Annotated in this window: 15 protein-coding genes; 3 read left to right on the top strand and 12 right to left on the bottom strand. The window is 65.7% G+C overall.

What is annotated here, in order from left to right:
* Positions 1–42: 42 nt before the first annotated feature.
* The 9 genes from gltB to EC839_RS10520 form a co-directional block, all read right to left on the bottom strand.
* Positions 43–4,491 (bottom strand): glutamate synthase large subunit, encoded by a 4,449-nt coding sequence (gene gltB / locus EC839_RS10560; RefSeq protein ID WP_007161630.1) that lies wholly within the window; start codon positions 4,489–4,491, stop codon positions 43–45.
* 216 nt (positions 4,492–4,707) lie between these two features.
* Positions 4,708–6,306 carry an AAA family ATPase gene (locus EC839_RS10555; protein ID WP_007161629.1) on the bottom strand — a complete coding sequence of 533 codons (1,599 nt, stop codon included), beginning with the start codon at positions 6,304–6,306 and terminating at the stop codon, positions 4,708–4,710.
* Between the two features lie 18 nt (positions 6,307–6,324).
* Positions 6,325–7,419: a 3-dehydroquinate synthase gene (aroB, locus tag EC839_RS10550; protein ID WP_007161628.1), complete on the bottom strand. Its 1,095-nt coding sequence runs from the start codon at positions 7,417–7,419 to the stop codon at positions 6,325–6,327.
* Positions 7,420–7,471: 52 nt separating this feature from the next.
* Positions 7,472–7,990 carry a shikimate kinase AroK gene (aroK, locus tag EC839_RS10545; RefSeq protein WP_007161627.1) on the bottom strand — a complete coding sequence of 173 codons (519 nt, stop codon included), beginning with the start codon at positions 7,988–7,990 and terminating at the stop codon, positions 7,472–7,474.
* A gap of 5 nt (positions 7,991–7,995) precedes the next feature.
* A complete protein-coding gene (pilQ, locus tag EC839_RS10540) occupies positions 7,996–10,245 on the bottom strand; it encodes a type IV pilus secretin PilQ (protein ID WP_007161626.1) in 2,250 nt (749 codons plus the stop codon).
* Positions 10,246–10,764 carry a pilus assembly protein PilP gene (locus EC839_RS10535; RefSeq protein WP_027598912.1) on the bottom strand — a complete coding sequence of 173 codons (519 nt, stop codon included), beginning with the start codon at positions 10,762–10,764 and terminating at the stop codon, positions 10,246–10,248.
* Complete coding sequence (gene pilO, locus EC839_RS10530; RefSeq protein ID WP_007161624.1) at positions 10,761–11,414, bottom strand: type 4a pilus biogenesis protein PilO; 654 nt, start codon at positions 11,412–11,414, stop codon at positions 10,761–10,763. Before pilO ends, EC839_RS10535 begins: the two co-directional genes overlap by 4 nt.
* Positions 11,411–12,001 (bottom strand): PilN domain-containing protein, encoded by a 591-nt coding sequence (locus EC839_RS10525; RefSeq protein WP_007161623.1) that lies wholly within the window; start codon positions 11,999–12,001, stop codon positions 11,411–11,413. The genes pilO and EC839_RS10525 overlap by 4 nt, the downstream gene beginning before the upstream one ends.
* Positions 12,002–13,066, bottom strand: coding sequence for a pilus assembly protein PilM (locus EC839_RS10520; protein ID WP_007161622.1), 1,065 nt, complete (start codon positions 13,064–13,066; stop codon positions 12,002–12,004).
* A gap of 167 nt (positions 13,067–13,233) precedes the next feature.
* Here EC839_RS10520 and EC839_RS10515 point away from each other — a divergent pair, with 167 nt between their 5' ends.
* On the top strand, positions 13,234–15,654 hold the full coding sequence (locus EC839_RS10515) for a penicillin-binding protein 1A (RefSeq protein WP_132832538.1): 2,421 nt from the start codon (positions 13,234–13,236) through the stop codon (positions 15,652–15,654).
* A 54-nt stretch (positions 15,655–15,708) separates the two neighbouring features.
* On the opposite strand, the gene EC839_RS10510 is transcribed toward EC839_RS10515, so the two are convergent.
* The 3 genes from EC839_RS10510 to rpmE form a co-directional block, all read right to left on the bottom strand.
* Complete coding sequence (locus tag EC839_RS10510) at positions 15,709–16,977, bottom strand: malic enzyme-like NAD(P)-binding protein (protein WP_007161620.1); 1,269 nt, start codon at positions 16,975–16,977, stop codon at positions 15,709–15,711.
* 112 nt (positions 16,978–17,089) lie between these two features.
* Positions 17,090–17,914, bottom strand: a complete 825-nt coding sequence (locus EC839_RS10505) for a thermonuclease family protein (protein WP_039976062.1) — start codon at positions 17,912–17,914, stop codon at positions 17,090–17,092.
* On the bottom strand, positions 17,914–18,129 hold the full coding sequence (gene rpmE / locus EC839_RS10500) for a 50S ribosomal protein L31 (protein WP_007161618.1): 216 nt from the start codon (positions 18,127–18,129) through the stop codon (positions 17,914–17,916). Before rpmE ends, EC839_RS10505 begins: the two co-directional genes overlap by 1 nt.
* 157 nt (positions 18,130–18,286) lie before the next feature.
* Here rpmE and EC839_RS10495 point away from each other — a divergent pair, with 157 nt between their 5' ends.
* Positions 18,287–20,500, top strand: coding sequence for a primosomal protein N' (locus tag EC839_RS10495; protein ID WP_007161617.1), 2,214 nt, complete (start codon positions 18,287–18,289; stop codon positions 20,498–20,500).
* Between the two features lie 96 nt (positions 20,501–20,596).
* Entirely contained in the window at positions 20,597–22,354 is a 1,758-nt protein-coding gene (gene argS, locus EC839_RS10490; protein ID WP_007161616.1) for an arginine--tRNA ligase, read from the top strand.
* Positions 22,355–22,362 lie beyond the last annotated feature (8 nt).

The raw sequence follows: 22,362 nt of genomic DNA, 5'->3' as shown, positions 1-22,362 counted from the left end.
TCACGGTGAAACCGGCGCCCTGGGGAGCCGGCATCGAAGTCGTTATTCCGGACGGGCGCGGGTGCTGACCAGCAGCGACGCCAGGCTGGCGGCCTTGGGCTTCACCAGCCAGAACTTGCGCAGGTAGTCGTCCAGGTTTTCATGGAGATGGCTGCCCCAGGCACTGCCGGTCTCGCGTACGTATTCGGCCAGCACCCCTTCCAGGTGGCTGCGATAGGCTTCCATGGCTTCGCTGTTGATGCGCTGGATCTCCACCAATTCGTGGTTGACCCGGTCATAGAAGCCGTTGTCCAGGTCCAGCACATAGGCGAAGCCGCCGGTCATGCCCGAGCCGAAGTTGTAGCCGGTCTTGCCCAGGACGCAGACGAAGCCGCCGGTCATGTATTCGCAGCAGTGGTCGCCGGTGCCTTCCACCACGGTGTGGGCCCCGGAGTTGCGCACCCCGAAGCGTTCACCGGCGGTGCCGGCGGCGAACAGCTTGCCACCGGTGGCGCCGTAGAGGCAGGTGTTGCCGATAATGGCCGATTCCTGGCTCTTGAAGCCCGCGCCCTGGGGCGGGGTGATGACCAGCTTGCCGCCGGTCATGCCCTTGCCCACGTAGTCGTTGGCGTCACCTTCCAGATACAGATGCAGACCGCCGGCGTTCCAGACGCCAAAGCTCTGCCCGGCGGTGCCCTTGAAGCGGAAGGTCAGCGGCGCCTTGACCATGCCCTGGTTGCCATGGCGCCGGGCGATCTCGCCGGAGACACGGGCACCGATGGAGCGGTCGCAGTTGCCGATGCTCAGGCTGAATTCACCGCCTTCGAGCTTTTCGATCCCCGGCAGCGCCAGGCGCACCATCTCTTCGGCCAGCAGGCCCTGGTCAAACGGCGGGTTCTTTTCCACCTGGCAGAACTGCGGCTTCTCGGCCGGAATGTGATCGCTGCCCAGCAACGGGGTCAGGTCCAGATGCTGCTGCTTGGCGGTCTCGCCCGGCAGGATTTCCAGCAGATCGGTACGGCCGATCAGCTCGCCCAGGCTGCGTACGCCCAGCTTGGCCAGCCACTCGCGGGTTTCCTCGGCGATGAAGGTGAAGAAATTCATCACCATTTCCACCGTGCCGATGAAGTGCTCCTTGCGCAGCCGGTCGTTCTGGGTGGCCACACCGGTGGCGCAGTTGTTCAGGTGGCAGATGCGCAGGTACTTGCAGCCCAGGGCGATCATGGGCGCGGTGCCGAAGCCGAAGCTCTCGGCGCCGAGGATGGCCGCCTTGATCACGTCCAGGCCGGTCTTCAGGCCGCCGTCGGTCTGCACCCGCACCTTGCCGCGCAGGTCGTTGCCGCGCAGCGTCTGGTGCGCCTCGGCTAGGCCCAGTTCCCAGGGCGAGCCGGCGTACTTGATGGAGGTCACCGGCGAAGCGCCGGTACCACCGTCGTAGCCGGAGATGGTGATGAGGTCTGCATATGCCTTGGCCACACCGGCGGCCACGGTGCCCACACCGGGCTCGGAGACCAGCTTGACCGACACCAGCGCCTTGGGGTTGACCTGCTTGAGGTCGAAGATCAGCTGGGCCAGGTCCTCGATGGAATAGATGTCGTGGTGCGGCGGCGGCGAGATCAGGGTCACGCCGGGTACTGCATAGCGCAGCTTGGCGATCAGGCCGTTGACCTTGCCACCCGGCAGCTGGCCGCCCTCGCCCGGCTTGGCGCCCTGGGCCACCTTGATCTGCAAGACCTCGGCGTTGACCAGGTACTCGGGGGTGACGCCGAAGCGGCCGGTGGCCACCTGCTTGATCTTGGAGCTCTTGACGGTGCCGTAGCGCGCCGGGTCCTCGCCACCCTCACCGGAGTTGGAGCGCCCGCCCAGACGGTTCATGGCCTCGGCCAGGGCCTCGTGGGCCTCCGGCGACAGGGCGCCCAGGGAGATGCCGGCGGCATCGAAGCGGGTGAAGATGTTGGCCAGCGGCTCGACCTCTTCCAGGGCCAGGGGCTGATCGCTGGTCTTGACCTTGAGCAGGTCGCGGATCATGGCCACCGGACGCTGGTCCACCAGCGCGGTGTATTCGCGGAACTTGGCGTAGTCGCCCTGTTGCACGGCGGCCTGCAGCAGGTTGACCACGTCCGGGTTGTAGGCGTGGTACTCGCCGCCATAGACGAACTTGAGCAGGCCACCCGGCTGGATCGGCTTGCGGTTGTTCCAGGCTTCGCCGGCCAGCAGCTTCTGCTCGGCTTCCAGGTCGACGAAGCGCGCACCCTTGATGCGGCTGGTGACGCCGGGGAAGCAGAGGTCGGTGACCTCGTCCGCCAGCCCCACGGCCTCGAACAGCTGAGCGCCGCGATAGGAGGCGACGGTGGAGATGCCCATCTTGGAGATCACCTTGAGCAGGCCCTTGGTGATGCCCTTGCGGTAGTACTTGAACACCTCGTAGAGATCGCCCAGCACCTCGCCGGTGCGGATCAGATCGCCCAGCACCTCGTAGGCCAGGAACGGATAGACCGCGGTGGCGCCAAAGCCCAGCAGCACGGCGAAGTGGTGCGGATCGCGGGCGGTGGCGGTCTCCACCAGGATGTTGCTGCTGGTGCGCAGGCCCAGGTTGACCAAGTGGTGGTGCACCGCGCCGGTGGCCAGCACCGCATGCACCGGTAGCTTGCCCGGCTCGATATGGCGGTCGGTCAGCACCAGCAATACCTTGCCGGCGCGCACGGCCTCCTCGGCCTGCTCGACGATGTTGCGCAGCGCCGCCTCGAGGCCCATGGACTCGGGATAGTTGAGGTCGATCTTGACATGCTCGAAGCCGGGCTTGGGCATGTTGAGGATGGTGCGCCACTTGGCCGGCGAGATCACCGGGCTGCTCAGGATGGCGCGATCGGCGTGTTCGGCGGTTTCCTCGAAGACGTTGCGCTCGGCGCCCAGGCAGGTCTCCAGGGACATGACGATGGACTCGCGCAGCGGGTCGATCGGCGGGTTGGTGACCTGGGCGAATTGCTGGCGGAAATAGTCGTAGGGCGAACGGATGCGCCGCGACAGCACCGCCATGGGCGTGTCGTCACCCATGGAGCCCACGGCTTCCTGGCCCTGCTCGCCCAGCGGACGCAAGACCTGGTCACGCTCCTCGAAGGTGACCTGGAACATCTTCATGTACTGGCGCAGCTGATCCTGGTCGTAGAAGGCCGAACCGTGATCGTTGTCGTCCAGGGTCGCCTGGATACGCATGGCGTTCTTGCGCAGCCACTGCTTGTAGGGATGGCGCGCCTTGAGGCGATTGTCGATGTCGTCGGTCTGCAGCACCTCGCCGGTCTCGGTGTCTACCGCGAGGATCTGGCCCGGGCCGACCCGGCCCTTGGCGATGACGTCGTCTGGCTGGTAGTTCCAGACGCCGACTTCCGAGGCCAGGGTGATGTAGCCGTTCTTGGTGGTCACCCAGCGCGCCGGGCGCAGGCCGTTGCGGTCGAGCAGGCAGACCGCGTAGCGGCCTTCGGTCAGCACCACCCCAGCCGGACCGTCCCAGGGCTCCATGTGCATGGAGTTGAATTCGTAGAAGGCACGCAGATCGGCGTCCATGGTCTCGACGTTCTGCCAAGCCGGCGGAATGATCATGCGCACGGCGCGGAACAGGTCCATGCCGCCGGTCACCAGCAGCTCCAGCATGTTGTCCATGCTGGAGGAGTCGGAGCCGACGCGGTTGACCAGCGGACCGAGCTGGTCGAGATCCGGAATCAGTTCGTTGACGAACTTGGTGCGCCGCGCCTGGGCCCAGTTGCGGTTGCCGGTGATGGTGTTGATCTCGCCATTGTGGGCGAGATAGCGGAAGGGCTGCGCCAGCGGCCACTTCGGCAGGGTGTTGGTGGAGAAGCGCTGGTGGAACACGCAGATGGCGGTCGCCAGGCGCGGATCGCCGAGGTCCGGATAGAAGGCGGCGAGATCCGCCGGCATCATCAGGCCCTTGTAGACGATGACCCGCGACGACAGGCTGCAGATGTAGTGCTCGGCGTCCTCGGCATTGCGCACCGAGGAGCGGCGGCGCGCGGAGAACAGCTTGACCCCGAACTGCTGATCGTCGAGCCCCGGACCGGCGACGAATACCTGCTCGATGCGCGGCAGGCGGGCCAGGGCCAGTTCGCCCAGCACCGAGGTGTCGATGGGAACCTTGCGCCAGCCGACCAGGGTCAGGCCGGCGGCCTCGATCTCCAGGTTCATGTTGGCGCGGGCCTGTTCGGCGCGGGCCTCATCCTGGTTGAAGAACACCACGCCCGCGGCGTACTGCTCGGGCAACTCGGCGCCGAATTGCTCCTGGGCGATGGCGCGCAGGAAGGCATCCGGCTTCTGCATGAGCAGACCGCAACCGTCACCGGTCTTGCCGTCCGCGTTGATACCGCCCCGGTGGGTCATGCAGGTCAGGGCTTCGATGGCCGTTTCCAGCAGGTCGTGGCTGGGCTCGCCCTGCATATGGGCGATCAGGCCGAAGCCGCAGTTGTCCTTGAAGCTATCGGGATTGAACAGGCCTGCTTTCATAGCGCTCTCACCGGCAATCAGGTTATTGCGAAGGCATCACAAAACGGTCCGCTTATTTGAACTTTTTTCGGACAGTCAAAGGCTGACCAGTGTAGCGAAAAAATCGCTTACGACAAACACTGATGACACCTGATGAAAATTCGATGACGCAAAACAGAAAGCCCCGGCGTCACTCTCGTGATAGCGCCGGGGCTTTCTTTTCGTGCCAGGCAAGAATCAGCGACTGGTGGCGATGTCCTGCTGGATGCTGGCGAAGGTCCGCGGCCAAGGCTTGCTGGCCTGTACCTTGGCCGGCAACTGCTTGACCGCAGCCTCGGCCGCCGCCCGATTGGCGAAGTTGCCGTAGGTCACCACATAGAGCGCCTTGCCCTGGTAGCTCTTCTTGAAATAGCGGAAGTTGCCACTGTCAGCCTGGGCGGCGATGAAGTCCTGCGCCGCCTTTTCGGTGCTGGTGCCCACCACCTGCAAGGCGTACTTGCTGCCCGCCTGACTGCCGTACCAGCCCGCCGCAGCGCCACCGGCGTGCGCAGGGGCCGCAGCCGGGGCCGGCTTGGCCGGTGCCGGCGCGGGGGTAGGCGCAGGTGCGGTATGCCGGGGCGCCGGAGCGGCCACTGCCGGCGCGCTGGGCGCTGGCGTGCGTGTCGGTGTCCGGCTGGGCAGTTCGTCCTCGTCACTGATGGGCGGGGCGTCGGTGGTCACGGTGGGCGGTACGCCACCCGCACCCATGTCGTTGCCAGCAGCGGTACCAGCCTGCCGGCCACCCGCCGCTTCCGCCAGGGGTTCGCGGATGACCGGCTGCGACTCGCCCACCAGCGGCAGGGGTAGCGGCTTGGAAGAGCCATCGAACTGGATGGGCGCCCCCTGGGCGTCCTTGCCGACGGACGCGGTGTTCTGGCCGCCCATGGGCAGGTCCTGCCCGGCCGTGCCGGTCGCCGGGGTTTCGCTCTTGCCGCCCTTAAGCGACAGCGCCGCAGCGCCGACTGCCAGCACCACCACCCCGAGAATGACCAGATGCTTGCGCGGCAGCGCCGCCAGCAGATTGCGCGAGCCCTTCGCCGGAGCAGCGGCCTTCTTGCGCCGGGCGGTCATGCCGGCCACCAGGACATCCCGGGCTTCTTCATTGAGCCGACCGGGCCAGCCACCGGAGCGCTGGTGAATGGTCGCGAGTTGCTCGTCGGTAAAGATCTCCAGACCCTGACCGGCACCTTCCAGGCGCTGGGCCAGATATTCCTCGGCCTCGCTTTCGCTGTAGGGCAGCAATTCGATGGCATGATAGCGCTCTTCGCCCTGGGCGATGTCTTCCAGGCGCATCACCACTTCCGCCTCGCCGAACAGGAAGACGTGCAGGCGTTCCTTCTCGCCGCCACCGGCCAGTTCCAGCAGGGCTTCCAGGGCGGGAGTGGCCAGCGCCTCGGCGTCATCCACCAGGATGTAGACCTCCTGCCCCGCCAGGCGCACTTCCGCCGCCTGCGCGAGAATGGCCGCCGGCGTCTGGCTGTCGGCGCCCACGCCCTTGGCGACCTGGGCCAGCACGGTGCGGGCGTCGCCGCCGTTCTGCGCGGAAATCACCACGCAGTGCACGGCTTCCTTCTTGGTGCTGGCCGCCAGCGCCTGGCGCAGCAGCGTCTTGCCGCTGCCCTCGGGACCGCTGACCACCAGCAACAACTGGCTGTAGCGGGCCAGGTGATGCAACTGACCCAGCACCGGCTTGCGCTGCGCCGGAAAGAATTTGAAACCGGGAACGCGGGCGGCGAACGGGTCGTGAGTGAACTGATAGTGACCGAGGAAGGCTTCGTCGGCGTGCAGATTGGACATGGGACTCTCTTGTTCTCCTTACTGGGCGGTCAGCGCTTGGTAATCGGTACGCAGCGTCTGCTCGAGAATGTCGCGGGCGAAGTCGGCGGTCACCACGGCCTGGCCCAAATCACTGAGCAGTACCAGCCGGAGTTGTCCATCCAGGACCTTCTTGTCCACCGCCATGAGGCGTTCGAAATCGGCCGGCTGCATGTCGGCCGGCGGTACCACGGGAAGCCCGGCCCGGACCAGCAGGCGCAGGGCGCGGTCGCGCTGGGCGGCCGTGAGCCAGCCCAGCAGCAGGGACATCTGCAGCGCCATGACCATGCCGGCGGAAACCGCTTCGCCGTGCAGCCAGACGCCATAGCCCTGGTGGGTCTCGATGGCGTGGCCGAAGGTATGCCCCAGGTTGAGGATCGCCCGCAGACCCGACTCGCGCTCGTCGCTGCCGACCACCTGGGCCTTGGCCGCGCAGGAGCGCTCGATGGCTTCGGTGAGTGCCTGCTGGTCCAGCGCCAAGAGCGCCTCGACATGCTCCTCGAGCCAGCCGAGGAAGGGCTCATCACAGATCAGACCGTACTTGATGACCTCGGCCAGACCCGCCGACAGTTCGCGCGCCGGCAGGGTCGCCAGGCTGGCGGTGTCGATGACCACGGCCTTGGGCTGGTAGAAGGCGCCGATCATGTTCTTGCCCAGCGGGTGGTTGATGCCGGTCTTGCCGCCCACCGAGGAATCGACTTGGGACAGCAGCGTGGTCGGCACCTGGATGAAGTCCACCCCGCGCTGATAACAGGCCGCGGCGAACCCGCCCATGTCGCCGACCACCCCGCCACCGAGGGCGATGAGGGTGGTCTTGCGATCATGACGATCCTGCAGCAGACCGTCGAAGATCAGCTGCAGGGTTTCCCAGTTCTTGTGCGCCTCGCCATCGGGCAGCACGATCGAGCTGACCTGGCGATCGCCCAGGGTGCGCAGCAGGCGCTCCAGATAGAGCGGCGCGATGGTTTCGTTGGTGACGATCGCCACCTTGCGCCCGGCGAGATGGGGCAGGAAGCATTCCGGCTGATCCAGAAGGCCCTGGCCGATGTAGATCGGGTAGCTGCGCTCACCGAGCTCGACGTGAAGAGTCCGCATGCCGTCACCTTGATTCAAAGGGCGCCTAGCATAGCGCAGAACGCCTGCGGCTTTAATGCGGTGCCAGGGCTTTCAGACGGTCGAGTATCTGCAGCACGACCAGCCGAGGCGGCCGCTCGTCGGTCTCGATGATGATGTCGGCGATTTCGCGGTAAAGCGGATCGCGCATGGCCATGAGAGTGCGCAGCACCGCCGCGGGATCGGCGGTCTGCAGGAGCGGGCGATTGCGATCGCGGGAGGTGCGCTCGATCTGCTGCTCGATGGAGGCATGCAGATAGATGACCCGCCCACCGCGCTTGAGCGCCTGGCGATTGTCCTCGCGCAGCACGGCGCCACCGCCAGTGGCCATCACCAGGCCGTTTTCCGCGCACAGCTCGGCGATCGCGGCGCGTTCGCGCTCGCGAAAGCCCTGCTCGCCTTCCACATCGAAGATCCAGGGTATGTCGGCACCGGTACGTTCTTCGATTACCTTGTCGGAATCCTTGAACGGCAGCCGCAATTCCTTCGCCAGGAGCCGGCCGATGGTGCTCTTGCCCGAGCCCATCGGTCCTACGAGAAACAGATTACGCACTTATGTCATCGACCAACCGCTATCGCCTGGTTGTTCATGATACGCGGCGTGAGGAAGATCAGCAGCTCGACTTTGCTGTCGGTGACCGAATCCCGGCGGAACAGTCGGCCGACATAGGGGATGTCGCCCAACATCGGCACCTTGGTGGTGGACTTGGTCTGGGTGTTGGAGAACACCCCGCCCAGCACGATGGTCTCGCCATCGCTCACCAGTACCTTGGCATTGACCTCGTTCTTGCTGATCGGCGGCACGCCATTGAGGGCGTTCTGGTAGTCAGGGGCATCCTTGTTCACCTTGACCTCCATGATGATGCGGTTGTCCGGGGTGATCTGCGGTGTGACCTCCAGCGACAGGGCGGCCTGCTTGAAGCTGGTGCTGGTGGCACCGCTGGAGCTGGCTTCCTGGTAGGGGATCTCGGTACCACGCAGGATCTTGGCGGTCTCCTTGTCCGAGGTCACCACCTTGGGCTGGGAGATGATCTCGCCATTGCCACTGGACTGCAGGGCCGACAGCTGCAGGTCGAGCATCTTGCCGCCGACCATGAAGCCGATGCCGATGCCCGAGGTGCTGCCGGAAACGCCCATGTCGACGAAAGGTGTGGGCGCGACGCCGTTGGTCGAGGTGAAGTTACCCACGGTACTGGTACCCGGCAGGAAGGCCTGACCGGTAGTGGGGTCGACCGTGGTGGCGCCGTCCTTGCCATAGACCGCGAAGTTGCCCGAACTGGCGTTCCCGCCCCAGCGCACGCCCAGCTGCTTGCTGTAGTCGACGTTGGCTTCCACCAGGCGCGCCTCGATCATCACCTGGCGCACCGGGATGTCCAGCTGGGAGACGATGCGGCGCAGTTCATCCAGGCGATTCTGGGTCTGGTAGGCGATGATGCTGTTGGTGCGTTCGTCCACCGAGATGGAGCCGCGCTCGTCGGCGGTCTTGTCGGCACTGGTCACCGACTGGAACAGCTTGGCAATGTCGGCGGCCTTGGCGTAGTTGACCTGGATCAGGTCGCGACGCAAGGGGGCCAGTTGCTGGATCTGCTTCTGGGACTCCAGCTCCTGACGTTCGCGGGCGGCGATCTCGTCGGCCGGGGCCACCAGCAGCACGTTGCCGATCTGGCGCTTGTCCAGTCCCTTGGTCTTGAGGATCAGATCCAGCGCCTGGTCCCAGGGCACGTTCTGCAGACGCAGGGTGATGTTGCCCTGCACGGTGTCGCTCGCCACCAGGTTGAGATTGGTGAAGTCGGCGATCAGCTGCAGCACCGAGCGGACATCGATGTCCTGGAAGTTCAGCGACAGCTTCTCGCCGGTATAGGTGAAGCGATCGGCTGCGCGCTTTTCCTTTTCCTCGGTGGTGAGCGGCTTGACGCTCAGGGTCAGACGGTTGTTGGTCTGGTAGGCCAGGTAGTCGTAGGTACCGGTTGGCTCGATGACGATGGACGCCCCGCCGCTGTCAGCGGAGGCGTTGACGAACTGCACCGGGGTGGCGAAATCCTTGACGTCCAGCCGTACCCGCAGCTCTTCAGGCAGCTGGGTACCGGCAAAGGTCAGGCGAATCTTGCCGCCCTGCTCCTGGATGTCCGGATTGATGCCGGTCTCGCTCAGGTCGATGACCACGTTGCCCTCGCCCTGGGGCCCACGCTGGAAATCGATATGGCGGATCGCCTTGCCGCGCAATTGCGGCCGCGGCGCGGTCATGGCCGCCACGGTAGAGGTGGCCTGGGTCGGCGGCAGCGGCGTGCGGGCGATCGCGCCGGGCAAGGGAGCGGACGACGGCGCGGTCACGGTGCTCGGCGCAGCGGCGCGCGGCAGGTTGGGCGTCAGGTTGGCCTGGGCGCTGGCGGTCTGGCGACCGGCGGTGCCCCCGATGGTGACGAACAGGTTGCGACCGTCGGCCCGGGTGTCGTAGCTGGCCAGATTGGTGAGGTTGATGATCAGGCGGGTGCGGTTGCCCGCCTCGACCACCGTCACGCTGCGGGCATTGCCATTGCCCAGCTCACGGCTCTTGGTACCGAGTTTATTGGCAACGCCGGGCAGGTCAAGGGCGATGCGCGCCGGCTGCTCGATGGTGTAGCCCTTGGGCACCGGCACCGGCTGATCGAAGGTCAGCTTGAGTTCGATGCGATCCCCGGGCAGGGAGGCGACGTTCAAGGCCTGCAGATCGGCCGCCAGAGCCTGGCCGGCCAGGCTGCTCAGCAGCAGGGCCAGGCCCAGCCCCAGTCGTCCCGCGATAGTAGTGTTCACAGTGCTCGCCCCGCCCATTTAAGTCTTTTCCTTCAAGGTGATGGTGCGCGGCCGTTCCAGCCAGCCACCCTCGCCATCCGGGACGATTTCGATCACGTCGATCTCGCCATCGGTAATCTTGGTGATGCGTCCGTCATTGCGCCCCAGGTAGTCGCCCACCTTGACGCGATGCACGCCCCCGGCGCCGTTGACCAGCGCATAGCGGCCACTGGCATTGGCCAGGATGCCGACCATGCTGAAGGTCTCGATATTGAAGCCTTCGAGAAACTGCTTGGGCCGATTCACGTCCGGCTTGATGTTGCCGGTTCCGCGCTGGCGCACCGTGGGATCGATGCGTACCGGTGCCTGGAAGGGGCTGCGCAGGGCCGAAGCCGCATAGGTGAAGGGTTCGTAGGCGCGAAACTGCGGCAGCGGCTCGATGGAACCGCGCGGCTTGGCGCGGGTTTCGTCCATGAAGGCCTGCAGATCGCTGGTATCGCTGGAACCGCAGCCGACCAGCATGCCGGTCAGCAGGCAAAGCAACAGGGGCGTCCTCATTTGCCGAGCCCCTTGTCGTTGTAGCGATAGGTCTTGGCCAGGACATTCATGCGCAACTTGCCGCCGCCTCCGGAGACCGTGCCGCCGCCATTGGCGTTTCTGTCGTCCACCGGCTTGAGGTCGAAGTCGTGCAGGGTGACGATGCGCGGCAGGCTGGACACGCTGCTGACGAAGGTCGCCAGGTCATGATAGCTGCCCACCACGGTGATCTGGATCGGCAACTCGACATAGAACTGCTGGGTGACCTCGGGCAGCAGCTTGATCTGCTCGAACTCCAGGCCACTGCCGAGACCGGTGCGGGTGATGTCTTCCAGCAGCGCCGGCACCTCGGTATCGCCGGGCAGTTGCCGCAGCAGGGCGCCGAAGGACTCCTCCATCTCCACCATCTGCTGCTTGTAGGCATCCAGATTGGCCGCCTGGAAGGCCTTGCTGGCGTATTGCTGCTTGAGCGTCTCTTCCTGGTTGCGCTGGCTGTCCAGCTGGGCCTGCATGTCGCTGAGGTGGAACTGATAGCCGAGCAGCAGCACCACCAGCACGATCAGCAGGCAGGCGATGACCTTGACCGGCTTGGGCCAGGAACCCAGATTCTCGAGATTGAGGTCGTTGATGTCGACCTTGCGCAGGCTGGCCAGGGAATCGGCGAGACTCATGGTTTGCCTCCCTGGGCGAGCGGGGCCGGTGTCGCAGGGGCGCCGGGCTGGGTCTGCTTGACGGTGAGCTGGAAGGTATTGGCCTGGTCCACCGCACCCGCGGTGGTGGCCTTCACCTCGATCAGCGTAGGCGAGGCAAACCAGTCCGAGGCATCCAGGTTACGCATCAGGTTGGAGACCCGGTTGTTGGATTCCGCCTCGCCGCTGATCGACAGGGTGTCACCCTGCATCTTCAGCTCGCGGAAATAGACGCCGTCCGGCAGCGTCCGCACCAGTTGATCGAAGACATGGCCGATGACCGGGCGGTTGCCCTGCAGATCCTGGATGATCTTCATCCGCGCCAGCAGTTGCTGACGGCGGGTCTTGAGCTCGCTGATCTCCTTGATGCGCACGTCCAGCTGGGCGATGTTCTGCTGGATGAAGGCATTGCGCGCCTCCTGGCGGGCGATCTCACCGGACAGGTACTGATCACCGAGAAACACGGCGCCACAGGAGAGCACGAAGATGCCACCCAGGATCACCAGGAACTGCTTGCGCCTTTCTTCGCGCAGCTGCTCCCGCCAGGGCAAGAGGTTGATGCGGGCCATCTAGTCGAAACTCCTCATGGCCAGGCCGCAGGCGATCATCAGCGCCGGGGCGTCACCCGCCAGGGCCGCCGCGTTGACCTTGTTGCTGACGGTCATGTCGGCGAAGGGATTGGCCAGGACCGTGGGGGTGCCGATTTTCTGCTGGATCAAACGGTCGAGTCCGGAAATTGACGCGGTTCCTCCAGCAAGCAAGATGTAGTCCACATCATTGTATTGCCCGGCGGCGAAAAAGAACTGCAGCGAACGCGCCACCTGTTGCACCACCGCCTCGCGGAAGGGCGTCAGCACCTCGCTCTGGTAGTCGTCCGGCAGCCCGCCCTGCTTCTTGGCCAGACCGGCCTCTTCTACCGACAGCCCATAGCGACGCTGGATCTCTTCGGTGAGCTGGCGACCGCCAAACAGCTGTTCGCGGGTGTAGATGGTCTTGCCGTTGTGCAGCACGCTCAGGGTGGTCATGGTGGCGCCGATGTCGACCACCGCCACGGTCAGATCGTCGACGTGGCCACCGAGCTGATTGGCCAGCAACTGGTAGGCGCGCTCCAGGGCATAGGCCTCGACGTCGACCACCTTGGCCGAGACGCCGGCCAGCGCTAGGGCCGCTTCGCGAACCTCGACGTTTTCCTTCCGGCAGGCGGCCAGCAGCACCTCGACGCGCTCGGCGTTACGCGGCGACGGCCCCTGCGCTTCGAAATCGATGGCGACCTCGTCCAGCGGATAGGGAATGTACTGGTCGGCTTCCAGCTTGATCTGGTTTTCCAGCTCGTCGTCGGTCAGACCGGCGTCCATCTCGATGGTCTTGGCGATCACCGCCGAGCCGGAAACGGCCACGGCGGCGCTGCGCGCGGAGGTGCGCGCCTTGACCAGCACCCGGCCGATGGCCAGGCCCACGCCTTCGAGTTCGGCGATGTTCTTCTCGACCACGGCATTGGCCGGCAGGGGTTCGACCGCATAGGCCTCTACCCGGTAGCGCCCGCCTGCACGGCTCAACTCGATGAGTTTCACGGATGTCGAACTGACGTCGATACCCAGCAGCGTATTCGCCTTCTTTCTGAATAGCCCTAGCACATCAGTTCCCTATGAGCGACGGTGGTCTTCCGCGGACGGGCATTAGATAACAGACTTGACACCCGAGCAAATAGCGGCCAACCGCCAAACGCGCCTATAATGGCGACGCCGTGTAGGCTGACCCTCACCTGTCGCCCTTTCCTTCTTTCCATTCGAAAAGTCTCTTGATGCGTGTTCTGAAATTTTTCTGGTGGTCGTTGGTCGCCCTGGTCTGCAGCCTTTTGCTGGGTCTCAGCGGTGCCTTCCTCTACCTCAGCCCCAGCCTGCCCTCCATCGACGCCCTGCGAAACGTGCAACTGCAGATCCCTCTGCGGGTGTACAGCGCGGACGGCAAACTCATCGCCGAATTCGGTGAAATGCGCCGCTCGCCGCTGCGGTTCAACGAAATACCGCCCGATTTCATCCATGCCCTGCTCTCCGCCGAGGATGACAACTTCGCCAATCACTATGGCGTGGATGTCAAAAGCCTGGCGCGAGCGGTGAGCCAGCTGGTCAAGACCGGACACATCCAGACCGGCGGCAGCACCATCACCATGCAGGTCGCCAAGAACTACTTCCTGACCAGCGAACGCAGCTTCTCGCGCAAATTCACCGAGATCCTCCTGGCGCTGCAAATCGAGCGCCAACTGACCAAGGACGAGATCCTCGAGCTCTACGTCAACAAGATCTACCTGGGCAACCGCGCCTACGGTATCGAGGCCGCCGCCCAGGTCTACTATGGCAAGTCCATCAAGGACCTTACCGTTGCCCAGATGGCGATGATCGCCGGTCTGCCCAAGGCGCCGTCGCGTTACAACCCGGTCGCTAATCCTGAGCGTAGCCTGGAAAGACGCAATTGGATTCTCGAACGCATGTTCAAGCTCGGTTATATCGATCAGGCGGCCTACCAGGCCGGCATCGCCGAGCCGCTCGAGGCCTATCACCATGTCGCCATTCCCGAGCTCAACGCCCCCTACATTGCCGAGATGGCGCGGGCGGAAATGGTCGGCCGCTATGGCGGTGACGCCTATACCGATGGCTACCAGGTCTATACCACCATCGACAGCCGGCTGCAGACGGACGCCTTCGAGGCCGTGCGCGACGGCCTGACCGACTACGACCGCCGCCATGGCTACCGCGGGCCCGAGGCCCAGTGGCCCAACCGCAGCCGGGCCGAGTGGACCGCACTGATCCAGAAGCAGCGCATCGTCGGCGGCCAGGATCCGGCCATCGTCACCCAGGTGGAAAAGAGCGGCATCCTGGTCCTGACCCGCGAGGGCAAGGAAGAGGCAGTCTCCTGGGATTCGATGAAGTGGGCCCGCCCCTACCTCAGCGCTAACAGCCTGGGGCCGCGGCCGAACGGTCCGGCCGACGTGGTCAAGGTCGGCGACCTGATCCGGGTGCAGCGCCAGGACGATGGCAGCCTGAAGTTCTCGCAGATCCCCAAGGCGCAGAGCGCCCTGGTCTCCCTCGACCCCCAGGATGGCGCCATCCGCGCCCTGATCGGCGGTTTCTCCTTCGAGCAGAGCAACTACAACCGCGCGACCCAGGCCCGCCGCCAGCCCGGCTCCAGCTTCAAGCCGTTCATCTATAGCGCGGCCCTGGAAAAGGGCTTCACCGCCGCCAGCCTGGTCAACGATGCGCCCATCGTCTTCATGGACGAGAATCCCGACGAAGCCTGGCGACCAAAGAACGACAACAACACCTTCCTCGGCCCCATCCGCCTGCGCGAGGCGTTGTATCGCTCGCGCAACCTGGTGTCCATCCGGGTGCTGCAGGCCATCGGCATCGACTATGCGCTGGACTACGTCAGTCGCTTCGGCTTCGAGCGCGACCAGTTGCCGCGCAACCTGTCCCTGGCCCTCGGTACCCCGGGCCTGACGCCGCTGGAAGTCGCCACCGGCTGGTCGGTGTTCGCCAACGAGGGTTACAAGGTGACCCCCTACGTGGTCGATCACGTGACCGATCGCGACGGCAAGGTGGTCTATCGCACTGCCGCGCCGCGGGTGCCCCAGCAGGTGCAGGCCAAGGCTGCCCCGGGCGTCGAGGTCACGCCGGCGGCCGACACCGCCACGGCCGATCCGGCCAATCCGGCGCCGGTGTTCGCGCCCCAGGTCATCGACCCGCGCAACGCCTTCATCATGAACAGCATGCTGCAGGACGTGATCAAGCGCGGCACTGGGCGCAAGGCGCTGGAACTGGGTCGCAACGACTTGGCCGGCAAGACTGGTACCACCAACGAATCCAAGGACACCTGGTTCTCCGGCTACAACGGCGACTACGTGACCACGGTCTGGGCCGGCTTCGATCAGCCCGAGACCCTGGGTCGCCAGGAATTCGGTGGCACCGTGGCCCTGCCGATCTGGATGAGCTACATGGGCGCGGCGCTCAAGGACAAGCCGCCGCATCAGCTCAAGGAACCGGAAGGCATCGTTTCCATCCGCGTCGATCCGACCACCGGTCGCGCTGCGCCGCCCGGCACGCCCAACGCCTACTTCGAGCTGTTCAAGAGCGAGGACACCCCGCCGAGCCTGGACGAGCTGCCGCCTGGCGTGGCGCCCGGCACGCCGCTGCCTTCCAGCGAGACCGTGCCCATGGACATCTTCTGATCTCCAGCCAATAAAAAACCCCGCCGCGGCGGGGTTTTTTTATTCCTTCAGGCCTTACTTGGCGAAGACGTCATCCACCGACTTCAGCGGATAGTTCGCCGGATAGGGCAGCGTGGCCACGCCGGTCTCGATGGCGGCCTTGGCCACGGCATCGGATACCAGGGTGATCAGGCGCGCATCCATCGGCTTGGGAATGATGTACTCGCGGCCGAAGCTCAGGCTGTCGACCTTGTAGGCTTCGCAGACTTCCTTGGGCACCGGTAGCTTGGCCAGGTCACGCAGGGCCAGGGCGGCGGCGATCTTCATCTCTTCGTTGATGACCCGGGCGCGGACGTCCAGGGCACCGCGGAAGATGAAGGGGAAGCCGAGGACGTTGTTGACCTGGTTCGGGTAGTCGGAACGACCGGTGGCCATGATCACGTCGTCGCGGGTGGCGTGGGCCAGCTCTGGGGTGATTTCCGGATCCGGGTTGGAGCAGGCGAAGACGATGGGGTTGGCCGCCATGCGCTTGAGGCCTTCCGCCGACAGCAGGTTCGGGCCGGACAGACCGACGAAGACGTCGGCGCCCTCGAGAGCGTCGTCCAGGGTGCGCTTGCTGGTCTCGGTGGCGAAGGCCGCCTTGTACTGGTTCAGGTCGTTGCGGCCGCTGTGGACCACGCCCTGACGGTCGATCATGTAGATGTTCTCGACCTTGGCGCCCATGCTGGCCAGGAGGCGCATGCAGGAGATGGCGGCGGCACCGGCACCCAGACAGACGATCTTGGCGTCTTCCAGGCGCTTGCCGGCGATTTCCAGGGCGTTGAGCATGCCGGCGGCGGTGACGATGGCGGTGCCGTGCTGGTCATCGTGGAAGACCGGGATGTCGCACTGCTCGATCAGGGCGCGCTCGATCTCGAAGCACTCGGGCGCCTTGATGTCTTCCAGGTTGATGCCACCGAAGGTGATGGAGATGCGCTTGACGGTGTCGATGAAGGCCTGGGGGCTCTCGGCGTCCACCTCGATGTCGAAGACGTCCACACCGGCGAAGCGCTTGAACAGCACACCCTTGCCTTCCATCACCGGCTTGGAGGCCAGCGGGCCGAGGTTGCCCAGGCCGAGGATAGCGGTACCGTCGGAGATCACGGCGACCAGGTTGCCCTTGCCGGTGTAGCGGTAGGCCATTTCGGGATCGCGACCGATCTCGCGGACCGGTTCGGCGACGCCGGGGCTGTAGGCCAGGGACAGGTCGCGGGCGGTCGCGGTGGGCTTGGTCAGCTCGACGCTGAGTTTGCCGGGGCGCGGCTGGGCGTGGTATTCGAGGGCAGCGGTTTTGAGATCAGACATTATTGGTATATCCGCGTGGTGTGGGTCTTGGGTCGGGCGAGAATACGCAAAGACTCAAGGTGCCACAAGCAATCGGCCATATGCCTGAAATCAATCGCAATACGACTTTCGGCTAAAACGATTCAACCTGCAAACCCAGCATGTGCGGATCGCTCAAGGTCATCCGCCAGCGGGCGCGCCCCGCTTCCTGGCGCCGGCTGCGATCGGAAATCCAGCCCCGCGCCTCGAGCTGGCGGCCGACCCATTGATGCAGCGGCACGCCGTCGAAGGCCTCGACGAAGCGCTCGGGGACATTGACCACCAGATCGCCTTCGAACTGCAGCCAGAGGCCGCCGCGATTGCGTTCGACGTCCAGCAGACGCCCCTGCACCACGGCGAAACCGCCTTCCGCGATCCGGGTGGCGGGGGTCGGCTCCTGCTTCCAGACCCCGAGACGCGCCCGGCGCGCCTGGCTTTGTGCGGCGGCCTGACAATCGGCCAGCCGGATATTGGGCGCGATGGCGACGGCATAGCCGAGACCCTCGGCGATCAACCGGGCTTCCAGATTGTCGCCCTCGCGATCATAGAGATGCGCCAGGGTGCGGCCGTAATTGTCGGTCGCCTCGCTACCCGGCACCAGCCGCAGGCGCTCGTCGCTGGCCGCGACCAGTTCCTGCAGGCGCCGGCGCGCTGCCTCGGCATAGGGCTGGGCGGTACCGCCGGACTTGCCCAGCTCGGGCGCATTGACGCCGATCAGCCGGACCGAGCGGCCGTCGACCAGGCGCAGGGTATCGCCATCCACCACCTGCCGGACCATCACCTCCTGGCCACCAGGCAGCAGCGGGCACGCCGCCGCCAGGGCCGCGGGCGCGCCGGTCAGGCCAGAAACGAAAAAGGCGCCCCAGAGGGACGCCTTCTTCAGTGTCGAACCATGCGGAGATGGTCGACGGCAGCGCATTACTTGCTGCTGCCGAACACGCCGAAGCGCTGCTTGAAGCGGTCGATACGGCCGCCAGCGTCCAGGACCTTCTGCTTGCCGGTGTAGAACGGGTGGCATTCGGAGCAGACGTCCAGGTGAATGTTCTTGCTCAGGGTCGAGCGGGTCTTGATGACGTTGCCGCAGCTGCAGGTGGCTTCGATGGCATCGTACTGCGGATGGATATCAGCTTTCATGGGGCTATCCTCGGGGTCTAGCTGTGCCGCCACCCGGCGCCATTGCCGGATACCGCACAGATTTGGGCTGCAAATCATACCAGAGCAGCTAAGAGGTGCAAGCAGCCCCCACACCGCCCGTCTGCTACCATCAGGCTTTACTCCTGCGAGCCCTGCCGTGCCCCTGATCCTGCGCCTGGCGCTGCCCTCCCCGCTGCGCCGCCTGTTCGACTATCTGCCGCCCAAGGGAGCGGTCGAGGAGCAGTTGCGCCCGGGCGTGCGGCTGCGGGTGCCCTTTGGCCGCCGCGAGGTGATCGGGGTCCTGATCGAGGTCGCCCAGGAGACCGAGGTGCCGCCGGACAAGCTGCGCAAGGCGCTGCAGTTGCTCGACGAGCGTCCGCCACTGCCGAGCGCGCTGTTCGAACTCTGCCAGTGGTCCGCCCAGTACTATCAGCACAGCCTCGGCGACACCCTGAGCTGGGCACTTCCTGCCCTTTTGCGTCAGGGAGAACCGGCGGAGCGACGGCTGCAGCGCTTCTGGATCGCCCAACCCGAAGCCCGCCCTGAAGATCCGCGCCTGGCCCGGGCGCCGCGCCAGCGCGAGGCGCTCAAGACCCTGCGCCAGCATCCCCATGGCGTGCTGCACGAATTGCTCGGCCAGCTCGGCCTGGTCAAGGACAGCCTCGACCTCCTGCAGGCCAAGGGCCTGGTCCAGGTGGAGACCCGCTATCACCAGCCGCACCGACACCAGGGCGCCTGGCTCGCCCAGGCCGAACTGCCGCTCAACGGCGAGCAGCGCCTGGCCTACGAAGCGGTCCGCGCCGGCAGCGGCTTCCACTGCTATCTGCTGGAAGGGGTGACCGGCAGCGGCAAGACCGAGGTCTATCTGCAGCTGATCCGCGCCACCTTGGAAGCGGGACGCCAGGCCCTGCTGCTGATCCCCGAGATCAACCTGGGGCCCCAGACCCTGGGTCGCTTCGAACAACGCTTCAATGCGCGCATCGCCCTGCTGCATTCGGCGCTGACCGATCGCGAGCGCATGGACATCTGGCTGGCCGCCCGCGATGGCGAACTGGACATCGTGGTGGGCACCCGCTCGGCGCTGTTCACCCCGCTCAAACACCCCGGGCTGATCATCGTCGACGAAGAACACGACGCCTCCTATAAACAGCAGGAAGGCCTGAGGTACCACGCCCGCGACCTGGCGGTGGTCCGCGCGCGCTTCGAGAATCTACCGGTGGTGCTGGGTTCGGCCACGCCCTCGCTGGAAAGCCTGCACAACGCCGAGCAGGGGCGTTACGCCCATCTGCGTCTGTCACTCCGCGCCGGTGGCGCCCAGCCGCCGCGCTTCGAGCGCCTGGACGTGCGCAGTCGCCCCTTGGACAGCGGCCTGTCCCAACCGCTGCTCAAGGCCATGGGCGCGACCCTGGAACGCGGCCAGCAGGTGCTGGTGTTCCTCAATCGCCGCGGCTTCGCCCCCACCCTGCTCTGCCACGATTGCGGCTGGCTGGCCCAATGCCCGCGCTGCGACGCCCGCATGACCTATCACCGCGGCTCCGGCGAGTTGCGCTGCCACCATTGCGATCAGCGCCAGACGCCCCCGCGCCACTGCCCCTCCTGCGGCAAGCTCGACCTGCGTCCGGTGGGTGCCGGCACCGAACGCGCCGAGGAACGCCTGCAGCTGCTGTTCCCGGACGTCCCGGTGCTGCGCATCGACCGCGACACCACGGCGCGCAAGGACGCCCTGGGCAAGCTGCTGAGAACCATCCACAGCGGCGCGCCCTGCATCCTGGTCGGCACCCAGATGCTCGCCAAGGGCCACCACTTTCCCAAGGTGACCCTGGTCGCCGTGCTGGACGCCGACAGCGGGCTGTTTTCCGCCGACTTCCGCGCCAGCGAGCGCATGGCCCAGCAGATCGTCCAGGTGGCCGGCCGTGCCGGGCGCGCCGAGGAACCGGGCCAGGTGCTGATCCAGACCCATCTGGCCGATCATCCGCTCATGGTGCAGCTGGCCGAGGAAGGCTATCCGGCGTTTGCCCGCCAGGCCCTGCAGGAGCGCCGCGCCGCCGGCCTGCCGCCCTTCGCCTATCTGGCGCTGCTGCGTGCCGACGCCCATCGCCAGGATCAGGTGGAGAATTTCCTTGAGGCGGCCTATCACGTCGCCGAGGGCCTGGCGGTCAATCTCGCTCTGCCCCAGGTGGAGTTGCTCGGTCCGGTACCGGCGCCGATGGAAAGACGCGCCGGTCGCCATCGGGCCCAGTTGCTGCTGCAGAGCAGCAGTCGCGCGCCCCTGCACCGGCTGCTGGGCATCTGGGTCGTCCAGCTGGAAAGCCTGCCCGAAGCCCGCCAGGTGCGCTGGTCGCTGGATGTGGATCCCATCGATCTCTTCTAGTGGCATAGGCTTACCATTGGCAAGGCCGGGCTCGCCACGGATAATGCCGGGTTTTCATCGCAGTGCGCGCTCGGCGCACGCCGAAGGCCAAAGACCATGAAAGACAGCATCCGCCAGCTCATCCAGCACGCCCTCGACCGCCTGATCGCCGACGGCACCCTGCCGGCCGACGTGGCCCCGGCCATCCAGGTCGAGAACACCAAGGACAAGAGCCACGGCGACTTCGCCAGCAACGTCGCCCTGCTGCTGGCCAAACCGGCCCGGGCCAAGCCCCGTGACCTGGCCGAGAAGCTGCTGGCCGCCCTGCCCGCCGATCCGGCGGTGAGCAAGGTGGAGATCGCCGGCCCCGGCTTTCTCAACTTCTTCCAGAATCATGCGCAACTGGCCGCGCGCCTGGATGCGGCCTTCGCCGATCCGCACCTGGGCGTGCCCAGCCACGAGCCGCGTCAGCGCGTGGTGGTGGACCTCTCCTCGCCGAACCTGGCCAAGGAGATGCACGTCGGTCACCTTAGATCCACCATCATCGGTGACGCTGTGGCGCGGGTGCTGGAATTCCTCGGCGACGAGGTGATCCGCCAGAACCACGTGGGTGACTGGGGTACCCAGTTCGGCATGCTGCTGGCCTACATGGAAGAGCAGCCCCAGGCCGCCGAAGGCGAGCTGGCCGATCTTGAGGTGTTCTATCGCGCCGCCAAGGGCCGCTTCGACGCCTCGCCGGAATTCGCCGCCCGCGCCCGCGAACTGGTGGTGGCGCTGCAGGCGGGCGATGCCCACTGCCTGCGGCTCTGGGAGCGATTCAACGCCGTCTCCCTGTCCCACTGCCAGGAGGTCTACGATCGCCTCAACGTCAAGCTGACCCCGGCCGACGTCAAGGGCGAGAGCGCCTACAACGACGACCTGGCCCAGGTGGTGGCCGATCTGGACGCCGCCGGTCTGCTCACCGAGAGCGACGGCGCCCGTTGCGTCTTCCTCGACGAATTCAAGAACGCCGAGGGCAATCCGCTGCCGGTGATCGTGCAGAAGGCCGGCGGTGGCTATCTCTATTCCACCACCGACCTGGCCGCCATGCGCTATCGCAGCCGCCAGCTGCACGCCGATCGCGCGCTCTACTTCGTCGATCAGCGCCAGGCCCTGCACTTCCAGATGGCCTTCGAGGTGGCGCGCCGCGCCGGTTTCGTCGATGCGTCCATGGACCTCGAGCACATGGGCTTCGGCACCATGAACGGCGCCGACGGCCGTCCGTTCAAGACCCGCGACGGTGGCACCGTCAAGCTGGTCGACCTGCTCGACGAAGCCGAGGAACGTGCCTACCAGCTGGTCAAGGAGCGCAATGCCGGTCGCGCGGAGCGTGGCGAGGCGCCCTTCAGCGAGGACGAATTGCGCCACATCGGCCGCGTGGTGGGCATCGCCTCGGTCAAGTATGCCGACCTGTCCAAGCACCGTACCAGCGACTACAGCTTCAACTTCGAACAGATGCTCAGCTTCGAGGGCAACACCGCGCCCTATCTGCTGTATGCCTACACCCGCGTCGCCAGCGTGCTGCGCAAGGCCGAGCAGAACGAACCCGCCGGCAGCATCCGCCTGGACGCGCCCCAGGAGCAGGACCTCGGCGGGCGTCTGGCGCAATTCGGCGAGATCCTCGCCAGCGTTGCCGACAAGGGCACCCCGCACCTGCTGTGCAGCTACCTCTATGACCTGGCCGGCCTGTTCTCCAGCTTCTACGAGAATTGCCCGATCCTGACCGCCGAGGACGCCGCCCTGCGCCAGAGCCGCCTGCGGCTGGCCGCCCTGACCGGGCGCACCCTCAAGCAGGGTCTGGAACTGCTCGGTCTGCACACCCTGGAACGCATGTAAGAGACGGA

Source organism: Pseudomonas sp. JUb52, from assembly GCF_004341115.1.
GTDB classification, from domain to species: Bacteria; Pseudomonadota; Gammaproteobacteria; order Pseudomonadales; family Pseudomonadaceae; genus Chryseomonas; species Chryseomonas oryzihabitans.
The sequence above is the reverse complement of the archived record's forward strand: the minus strand, read 5'-3'. Positions and strand labels throughout refer to the sequence as shown.